Annotated in this window: 11 protein-coding genes and 1 pseudogene; 4 read left to right on the plus strand and 8 right to left on the minus strand. The window is 66.0% G+C overall.

Annotated elements, in window-relative coordinates:
- From DM816_RS44965 to DM816_RS37460, 7 genes and pseudogenes are all read right to left on the minus strand, one after another.
- Positions 1-114: pseudogene (locus DM816_RS44965) on the minus strand (transcriptional regulator); the annotation flags it as partial.
- 94 nt (positions 115-208) lie between these two features.
- A complete protein-coding gene (locus tag DM816_RS37440) occupies positions 209-445 on the minus strand; it encodes a hypothetical protein (protein WP_162908236.1) in 237 nt (78 codons plus the stop codon).
- Positions 417-875: a single-stranded DNA-binding protein gene (gene ssb / locus DM816_RS37445; protein ID WP_117215244.1), complete on the minus strand. Its 459-nt coding sequence runs from the start codon at positions 873-875 to the stop codon at positions 417-419. The genes DM816_RS37440 and ssb overlap by 29 nt, the downstream gene beginning before the upstream one ends.
- A 135-nt stretch (positions 876-1,010) precedes the next feature.
- Complete coding sequence (locus DM816_RS45405) at positions 1,011-1,145, minus strand: hypothetical protein (RefSeq protein ID WP_281274400.1); 135 nt, start codon at positions 1,143-1,145, stop codon at positions 1,011-1,013.
- A gap of 83 nt (positions 1,146-1,228) precedes the next feature.
- Positions 1,229-2,251: a hypothetical protein gene (locus DM816_RS37450; protein WP_117215245.1), complete on the minus strand. Its 1,023-nt coding sequence runs from the start codon at positions 2,249-2,251 to the stop codon at positions 1,229-1,231.
- 116 nt (positions 2,252-2,367) lie between these two features.
- Complete coding sequence (locus DM816_RS37455; RefSeq protein ID WP_117215246.1) at positions 2,368-2,556, minus strand: hypothetical protein; 189 nt, start codon at positions 2,554-2,556, stop codon at positions 2,368-2,370.
- Entirely contained in the window at positions 2,553-2,783 is a 231-nt protein-coding gene (locus DM816_RS37460) for a DUF6284 family protein (protein ID WP_117215247.1), read from the minus strand. The genes DM816_RS37455 and DM816_RS37460 overlap by 4 nt, the downstream gene beginning before the upstream one ends.
- 917 nt (positions 2,784-3,700) lie before the next feature.
- Between DM816_RS37460 and DM816_RS37465 the strand changes: the two genes are divergently transcribed.
- The gene (locus DM816_RS37465; protein WP_117215248.1) at positions 3,701-5,233 is read left to right on the plus strand and encodes a peptide deformylase; all 1,533 of its coding nucleotides are present in this window, start codon (positions 3,701-3,703) and stop codon (positions 5,231-5,233) included.
- 59 nt (positions 5,234-5,292) lie between these two features.
- On the opposite strand, the gene DM816_RS37470 is transcribed toward DM816_RS37465, so the two are convergent.
- The gene (locus DM816_RS37470) at positions 5,293-5,577 is read right to left on the minus strand and encodes a hypothetical protein (RefSeq protein ID WP_117215249.1); all 285 of its coding nucleotides are present in this window, start codon (positions 5,575-5,577) and stop codon (positions 5,293-5,295) included.
- 70 nt (positions 5,578-5,647) lie between these two features.
- Here DM816_RS37470 and DM816_RS43215 point away from each other — a divergent pair, with 70 nt between their 5' ends.
- From DM816_RS43215 to DM816_RS37480, 3 genes are all read left to right on the plus strand, one after another.
- A complete protein-coding gene (locus DM816_RS43215) occupies positions 5,648-5,860 on the plus strand; it encodes a hypothetical protein (protein WP_162908237.1) in 213 nt (70 codons plus the stop codon).
- Between the two features lie 233 nt (positions 5,861-6,093).
- Positions 6,094-6,465, plus strand: coding sequence for a hypothetical protein (locus DM816_RS37475; protein ID WP_162908238.1), 372 nt, complete (start codon positions 6,094-6,096; stop codon positions 6,463-6,465).
- Between the two features lie 197 nt (positions 6,466-6,662).
- Positions 6,663-8,678 (plus strand): ATP-binding protein, encoded by a 2,016-nt coding sequence (locus tag DM816_RS37480; protein ID WP_162908239.1) that lies wholly within the window; start codon positions 6,663-6,665, stop codon positions 8,676-8,678.
- Positions 8,679-8,847 lie beyond the last annotated feature (169 nt).

The following is an 8,847-nucleotide window of genomic DNA, read 5'->3' on the forward strand; positions in this document are numbered from 1 at the left end:
CTTGTGGTCGGCTTGGTGCTGGGTCTGAACCCAGTGGTCGGCTACCTGATGAGCGGCATACAGGGTGCCGAAGATGGCACCGAACGCAGCCAGAGCGGAAGGGTTTGACAGCATTAAAGGACTCCCTTGGGGGTACGGCGGGGCGCGACCTGGTTTCTCAGGCCGTGGGTCGCGCCCCGGTCGATATCTAGCGTTGGCAGCGGTGCTGCTATTGGTCGTTCAGCCACTCCTGCTCGGCGGCATCCGCTTCGGCGGCTACCTCTTCCCGCACAGCCGCGTCGAGCGCGTCGCGTTCGGCGGCAGTAAGGAATCCGCCGCCGTAGCGCTTCATCTGTACGGCGATGTGTCGCCAGTCAGGGATAAACCGATCCTGTGGACGATCCTGGTCGGGCATGGGATTGCTGTCCTTCCTGCTGTCAGAACGGCGGTTCGGTGTCTTGGCCACCGGCCCAAGGGTCATCTGCTGGCGCTGCACCGGATCCGTTGCCGTTGGCGCCGGGGGCGGTTTGGCGGGTCAGCTTCATCACCTTGGCCCGCGCGTAGCGCAGCGACGCGCCGACGTCTTCCACGTCGAGCTGATGCTGTTGGCGCTTCTCGCCTTCCGGGGTTTCCCACCGCGACAGGCGCAGCTTGCCGGTCACCACGACCCGGGCACCCTTGGACAAGCTCTCGGCGATGTTGTCGGCCAGGTCCCGCCACGCCGAGCAGGTCATGAACAGCGGCTCACCATCACGCCACTGATTGGTCTTCTGGTCGAACACGCGCGGCGTGGACGCCACGGTGAACCGCACGAGCCCCACACCAGAAGGGGTCACGCGATAGTCAGGGTTGTCGGTCAGGTTGCCGGTGATAGTCAGAGTGGTCTCGTTGGCCACGTCAGGGCTCCTTTCACGGGCGGTCGCCACGATGGCGGCCAGCGCACGAGCCGAACCGGCACCACGGCTCACGGTTCGGCCCGCACGCTGACGGTCACTGGCCTTTAGTCCGGGCGGCCTTTTCAGACCTGCGGGCTACTTGTTCTTGCTCGTGCCGGTGTCATCCGCAGCGTTTCGCGCCTTGATGTGCTCGTTCATGACCCGGCACGCCTCACGGACCGCCTTCTCCAGTTGAGGCAGTTCCAGTTGGTGTGAAAACCGCTTGCCCATGTCGTGTCGCTCCTCTCGTTGGTCCGCCGCTCTGGCGGCCACCGCAGCGGCCCGCGATCACCTCGCGGGCCGCACGGTGGCGGTCAGACGGCGCTCAGCGCCCGCTGCGGAGCGGTCTCGGTCTCGGCGCGCAGGACGGACAGCACCCGCCGCACGGTCCGGTCGGTGGTCTGGGCGATCCGGGCGATGTCGGCCTGTGTGGCGTCCGGGTGGGCCTGGATCGCCGCCCGGATACGGGTGGAGGCATCCGGCTTGGCCGTGCTCTTGCGCGCCGCGACCGGACGGGCCTTGGCCTGCGGCTTGTCCGCATCGTCAATTCGGTCAGCCTGCGGGCTGCCTGTCGGGGTGCGCCGCTTGCCGTTGGCGCCTGCCGCGATCCGATCGGCGTGGATGTCGGCGGCGAGCAGTCCGGTCAACCGGCCGTAGTCCACCGACGCGGCGAGCCGGGCGGCGACCTCGTCCAGGTCGTAGGAGACCATCGCGATGTCCGCCGACGTGGCATCCAGCGACCGGGACAGCTTGCGCCGCAACGCGGCAGCGATCGCCCGCTGTCGTGCCTCGGCCGCCAGTTCGGTACGCGCCTGCGCGATCGCCGCGTGCACGCTCAGACCGGGGTCGGCTGTGGCGAGCTGGCGCGCCCGCCACACCGTCTTGGGCGCGCGCAGCCACGCGGCCAGACCGAACACGGGAGGCTGCGCGGCCAGGCGGCCGGCCGCGCGCAGCGCGTCACGGCGACGGGCGTTGCTGTGCAGCGTCCACACCGCGTACCCGGCCAAGCTCGCACCGGTGAACAACATCCGCTGACCCACGCTGGTGTCATGGCCGTACCAGTTGAGCGCGGCCACACCCAACGCGACCGCCACCGACAGCAGCCGGGCGGCGATCGCCTGCTCACCCCGGTGAGTGCGCCGCCAGTCAGCGAAGCCGAGCAGCGCAGCGGCCAACAGCTCGACCGCGAACCCGACCGCCAACGCGGCCAGGCGATCGATGCCCAGCCAGGCCATCAGACCATCGGACTGACCCCACAAGGCCAGACCGGCCATGGCCACATAGAACGCGAACAGCAGATGCAGCGGGCCGGTAGCCCGCATGGTGGTGATGTTCATGTGCAGCTCCAAAGCGAAGGGGGAGAAGAAGTCTCAGGTGTCGGGGCAGTCACCCACGGCGCGCGGCCATGTCCAGCGCGGCCCGGTACACCGCGATGGCCTGCTGTGCCAGCGTTTTAGCCATCGCGGGACCTCCGCCGTCGAGCGATGACCACGCACACGGCCACGAGCGCGAGCGCGATCGCCGCGACCAGCAGGCCGGCGCGCAGCCAACCGCGGGCCAACAACCCGTACCCGACGCAGAACACGCTTACGGTCGTGCAAGCCAGCTCGGCGAAACTCCCCGGCTCAGACGGGTGGTTCATGCCGCTACCCGCTCATGCTCAGCGGTCAAATCCAGCAGCTCAGCCAGGGCACGCAACCGGCGACGTTCGGCACGGCGCAGCCTGCGCCAGTCCAGCTCAGTCGGCCGATCGGCGGTCAACAGCCGAATCTCGGCGTCAACGATGTCCAGCTCAGCAGCGATCAACGGCCATTCCAGCTCAATCGCCGCAAGCTCCACATCGGACGGTCCATCAAAGTCCAGCTCCATTGAAAGCTCAGTTCCTTCCACGGGAACGCGGCCCACGCGACGAAGGGCGAGACGCGCCATCACCGCCACAGTCAGGGCAACGGGTTTCATCGGGCGGCAGTGGGGCCAGCGCGCAGCATTCGGCGCAGGTACGCCAAATGGCGGACTGGCGGGAGGTGATGCGCACGGACGCGGCAAAGGATGAGAGCATGATGGAACCACCTCTTTCCGGAACGAAGGGGATTGGTGAAAGCCGGGACGCGGCAACGGTTTCCAGTCCAGCCGCGTCCCGGTGAAGGTCTTTTCCAAGTCAGCGGATGCCGAACGGCACCGCTTCTTCCCCCACGGACACCGGCTCCGGCTTCGCTCCTCGCCTCTCCCCTCGTACTGCTCGGGGTCTTGGCGGATCTTCGCGCCCTGTGGTTTCACCTGTCGATTGGGGGCTATATGAAGTTCTCAAAGAACTGATATGAAACTCTGTTGCGCTACTCTGTTGCGCAACAGACTAGCGAAACGTTGCTGGGTTGCGCAAGAGGGTTGCGCTACCCTGATTGCATGAAGGATGTCCGTGGAGAACTTGTTGCTGCTACGCGGCGCTATCAGCAAACCGGCGTGGCACACGAGGAAGCTCGAAAAACTGCGATAGCGGCAGTCCTTGCGGCCTTGCGCTCCGGCATGGGTCCGACGGAAGTGGAGAAGTTGTCACCCTTTACGGGCGCTTATATCCGAAAGTTGGCGCGAGACGAGGGAATCCCGCCTTCGCCACCCGGACCAAAGCGTTCCGTTAGGTCATGAGATCGAATGAGATCATCGGTGCCTCGCTTTCATCGCCTTGCTTACGTCGATGCAACGAGGAAACCTGAACGTCAAGGGTGGAGGACAGGTTGAACCGCGATCAACCTCGAATCAGTCCATTCACAGGGGAGGCAGGTCCGGACATGGGCGAGACGATCGATCGCGCACCCGAGCAAAATGAGCTGGTAGCGGCCTTCATAGCCGAACTTCGACATTGGCGTGCTATAGCTGGCTACTCACAGAAGTCTCTCGCGAAGCAGATCGGCTACGACTCGTCATACATCAGCAAGGTCGAGAACGCTTCCCTATCGCCCAGCAGGGAGTTTGCAGAGAAAGCCGATGCCGCGCTTCATGCCGGCCGTGCGCTTGTTCGTCGCTGGAAGGCGATGCACGATGCAGGCATTGGCCCCGAGGCACGCGCCCATGGGGGCAGCGCAGGCGACCCGCAGTCCACGCCCGGAACTGCCCTTGTGGTCGAGCACGAGGATGCCGCACTGAGCTTCCACGGCGGCATGGTTGAGACACACGTCCGTCGATTGCTGCGGAACGTCGGCATCGAGCCCGTGACAAGCTACTTGATTCGCATCTCAGTCGATCGATTCCCCGGCGATCCCGAGCGCTCCAATCGCCTCTATCGGAAGGACCCGTTGACCTGGGAAGAAATCAACCTCCGGGCACGCTGCGGAGAGGAGCCGATGACCTGGCGCGTCGTTCACGATCGCGACGCCTTCAAAGAGCTATGGCTCCTTTTCGAGAACTCCGACGGCCGATTCCCTTTGTATCAAGGCGAAAGCACGTGGATCGAGTACATCTACACCGTGCCAGAAGACAAATGGGGGCCATGGTGGAAGCGCGCTATTAGGCTGCCAACGCGGCGGCTGAGCCTGGCCGTTATCCTGCCAGCCGAACGCCAACCAACGGTCTGGGGGTTGGAGACGTCGATGACCGCCGAAGCAACGCCTTTTCGTACGCCGTTCACAAAGGAGCTGAACGGCGACAACGTCGCCTTCCGGTGGAGCACAGACGATCCGCCATTGCACGCGCGTTTCCGGGTCGAGTGGAAGTTCAAGAATCCCAACGTAGCGGGAGAAGAGGATCTGGGCATGGATCAGATGAGTCCGAGCGACAAGATGCGCGCCGCTGGCGTCGTCCAGGAGGGCGAGAGCATCCTTGCTGAGGTCGCTAGACCGTTCGATCTTCCCGCTGAAGCGGAGGATGCGCGGCGCGTAGTGAGCGAACTCGGGGCCAAGATGGAACGCATCGCGCAGGTTCACACGTTCGCGAAGGGCATGGGGCTCGCTGCGCCTCAGATAGGAATCGGACGCGCGGCTGCTGTGGTCCGCACTCCAGAGGACCACGTGATAACGCTTCTGAACCCGAGGATCGTTGGAGAGTCCGCAACGGTCAATGAACAGTACGAGGGCTGTCTCAGCTTCTTCGATGTGCGGGGCATGGTCCCGAGACCAGACGTGATCGAGGTTGAGCATCAAGACATCGAGGGCAACATACTGATCACGGAGTTCACTGCGGGCGTTGCGCGTCTGGTCGCGCACGAAATTGACCATCTGTTCGGCACGCTCTATCGAGCACGTATGCGGCTGGGTGTTCTCCCAATACCCGTGGCGCAGTACACCGGCACGGGCAAGCGATGGGGGTTTCCCTCCCGGGATCATTAAAGGCCGGATCGTGGCATAGCGGAGTTGCTGGCGAGCCTGTAAAGCTCAAGGCCAAGGGCTCAGTCGGCCTCAACTCCAGCGGCACGCAGAATCCGCCGAATCGTCTCCCGACTGACTTCCGCCCGGGCAGCCAGATCAGACACGCGGGCACCCGCCTCATACTCGGCAACGATCACCGCCGCTAGCGTCGCCCGGGCCTGGTCCACCTTGGCCCGGGCGTCGGCGACCATCTGTCGGGCGCGTGCCTGTGTGCGCAGCACGCCGTCCTGTGCCGCCCGTAACGACTTCACCGCCTGCCCGACGTGATCCACATGGCCATGTTCGCAGGTCAGCGATGTGGCCACATGAACTAGGGGATGATGTGGCCACACCTGTTGTTCCAATCTTGGCCACACAGTGGCAAGCTTCTGTGGCATGGCGCAACCAGTCGGCGGATCGCACCCCGCGCTGGACGCTGCCGGGGACGAGCGGCCCACGTCGCTCGTCCCCACTCATCCAGCCGACATCGCCGAAGATGCCGCACGCCGCGCTGTGGAGGGCATCGGCATCCCCGACCTCGCTACCCGCGGCCAGCGGGCCAACGGTCCGGTGCAGGGTGAGGGCGGGCGAGCCCCAAGATCGCAATAAGGTGTCTGGGTATGGACCACGTGGCCTTGAACACCACTGACGAATGTCCCCACGCCGTACACGATCAGCGACTGTGGCGGCAAAACAGCGAACGCGAGCGCTTTCTGCCTCAGCTCGGTGAGATTCACAGTCGAGTGTGTGCATGTATCGGCTGGGCGATAGACGGTGTGGTGGTGGGCTTTTAAGGTGTAGACCAGGTTGTTGACCTGGGAAGGTTGATCGATATGGAGCCCGTGAGTTTGGTTGTGGCGGCCCTGGTGGCCGGAGCAACAGCGGGCGTCTCGGAAACCGCAGCCACAGCGGTGGGCGACGCCTACAGGACGTTGAAGAACCTGGTTATCGGATGTTTCCGGCGGGGAGGCGTGTCCGATGATGCTGGCCGGGAATTGATCGGCCAGGCCGGTAAGGGAGACGCACCGCGTGCCGCGCTGGAGCGGCAGTTGTCGGTGGTGCAGGTGGACGAGCCGACCGCGCAGGTCGCGCAGCAGCTATTGGACCTGTTGGAGCAGGCGAGCACGGGCAAGTTTCATGTGGAGTTGAACAACAACACCGGTGTGCAGGTCGGGGATCAGAATCAGCAGACCATCAACATCAACCCACGATGACCGGACCCAGCACGCCAACAGACGGAGGCGGCCAGCCGCCGAATGTGACGGTCTCCGACTCCGTGGGGGTCCAGGTCGGACCCGACAACCAAATGACCGTGCATCAGCACTATTACCCGGCTGTCCGGGAAGTGGTGCCGCGGCAGTTGCCCGCAGCGGTATCCCTTTTCGCCGGCCGGACTGGCGAGCTGGCCAGGTTGACAAGCCTGCTTCGTGATCAGACAGATCAGACGCAGGCGGGTGCCACGGTGGTGATCTCGGCGATCGGTGGCACGGCCGGGGTAGGTAAGACCGCCTTGGCGGTGTATTGGGCGCATCAGGTGGTCGGCCAGTTCCCGGACGGGCAGTTGTATGTGAACCTGCGCGGGTTCGACCCGGGCGGGCAGGTGATGGACCCGGCCGAGGCGGTACGCCGGTTCCTGGACGCCCTCGAGGTGCCACCCGAGCGAATCCCGGTGGACCTGGATGCGCAGGCCGCGCTGTACCGCACCCAGCTGGCGGGGCGGCGGATGCTGATCGTGTTGGACAACGCCCGCGACAGCGTGCAGGTGCGCCCGCTGCTGCCCGGCACCTCGACCTGCCTGGTCCTGGTGACCAGCCGCAACCAGCTTTCCGGGCTGATCGCCGCCGACGCCGCCCACCCGATCACCCTGGACCTGATCACCGAGGAAGAGGCGCGCCAACTGCTGACCCACCGCCTGGGCGCCGACCGGGTCACCGCCGAACCCGACGCGATCGCCGAGATCATCACCGCGTGTGCCCGGCTGCCCCTGGCGTTGGCGATCGTGGCCGCCCGTGCCGCCGCCGAAGCGCACCTGCCTCTGCACGCCCTGGCCAACGGGCTACGCGACAACGACAACAGGATCGACAGCGGCGGCGGGCGGCTGGACACGCTGAGCACCGATGACCCGGCCACCGATGTGCGGGCGGTGTTCTCCTGGTCCTACCAGGCCCTGACCCCGTCGGCGGCGCGGCTGTTTCGGCTGCTGGGCCTGCACCCCGGCCCCGACACCTCCGCACCGGCCGCGGCCAGCCTCGCCGCCCTGCCCCTGCCGGACGCGCGGGCGCTGCTGGGAGAGCTGACCCGGGCGAACCTGCTCATCGAGCATGTCCCCGGCCGGTACACCTTCCACGACCTGCTACGCGCCTACGCCACCGAACAGACCCACACCCTCGACCCCGACCAGCAACGCCACAACGCCACCGGCCGGATCCTGGACCACTACCTACACACCGCGTACACCGCCGCCCGGCTCCTAAGCCTGCATCGGGACCCGATCGCCCTCACCCCGCCCCAACCCGGGGTCATCCTGGAACACCCCACCGACTACCAGCAGGCCCTGGACTGGTTCACCGTCGAGCATCCGGTGCTGCTGGCCGCCCTCGACCACGCCGCCGCCACCGGATTCGACACCCACACCTGGCAGTTGGCCTGGACCCTGGACGACTTCCTCGCTCGGCGCGGGCACTGGCACGACTCGGTCGCCGCCGAGCAGGCGGCTGTGGCCGCGGCTGGGCGGCTGGCCGACCCGACCGCACAGGCGGGCGCCCACCGCCTCCTCGCCGTGGCCTACATCCGGCTGGGTCGCCCCGATGACGCCGACACCCAGCTGCGCCACGCCATGGACCTCTACGCCCAGGCCGGTGACCTGGGCGGGCAGGCCATGACCCACCACAACCTCAGCATGCTCAGCATGATGTGGGGGCGATATGTCGAGGCACTGCACCACGCCGAGCAGGCCCTGGACCTGCGCCGGGCCGCCGGCCACAGGCGCGGGCAGGCGCTCGCTCTCAACGGGGTCGGCTGGGGTCACGCCCTGCTCGGCGACCACCAGCAGGCCCTCAGCTATTGCGAGCAGGCCCTCCCCCTGCTCCAAGAACTCGACGACCGCCTCGGGCAGGCCCACACGTGGGACTGCCTCGGCTACGCCCACCACCACCTCGGCCACCACGACCAGGCCCTCACTTGTTACCAGCACGCCCTCGACCTGATGCTTGACCTCGGCGACCGCTATGAGGAAGCCGACATCCTTACCGACCTCGGCGACACCCATCACGCCGCCGGTAACCACCAGGCCGCCCGCGACGCCTGGCAACACGCCCTGACCATTCTCGACCAACTCGGCCACCCCGACGCCCAGGCCGTCCGCGTCAAACTCCACCACTCCGACCAGACCCCACCCGAGGAAGGGCAGGACGATCGACAATCGTGAACCAACGGCACCGTGTAACCCCCGCGCTCGAACACGGAGGGGTGGTCTCAGATCTGGTCTCATTCAGATTCGTTCGCAATCGTTCGCAGCCGTCAGCGTCAGGCTCAGATCCAGGAGACGGACCCCAAGGGACTGGGCTGAGGCCCATCTCAGACCTCGAAAGCGTGTG

Source organism: Allorhizocola rhizosphaerae (assembly GCF_003426775.1).
GTDB lineage: Bacteria > Actinomycetota > Actinomycetes > Mycobacteriales > Micromonosporaceae > Allorhizocola > Allorhizocola rhizosphaerae.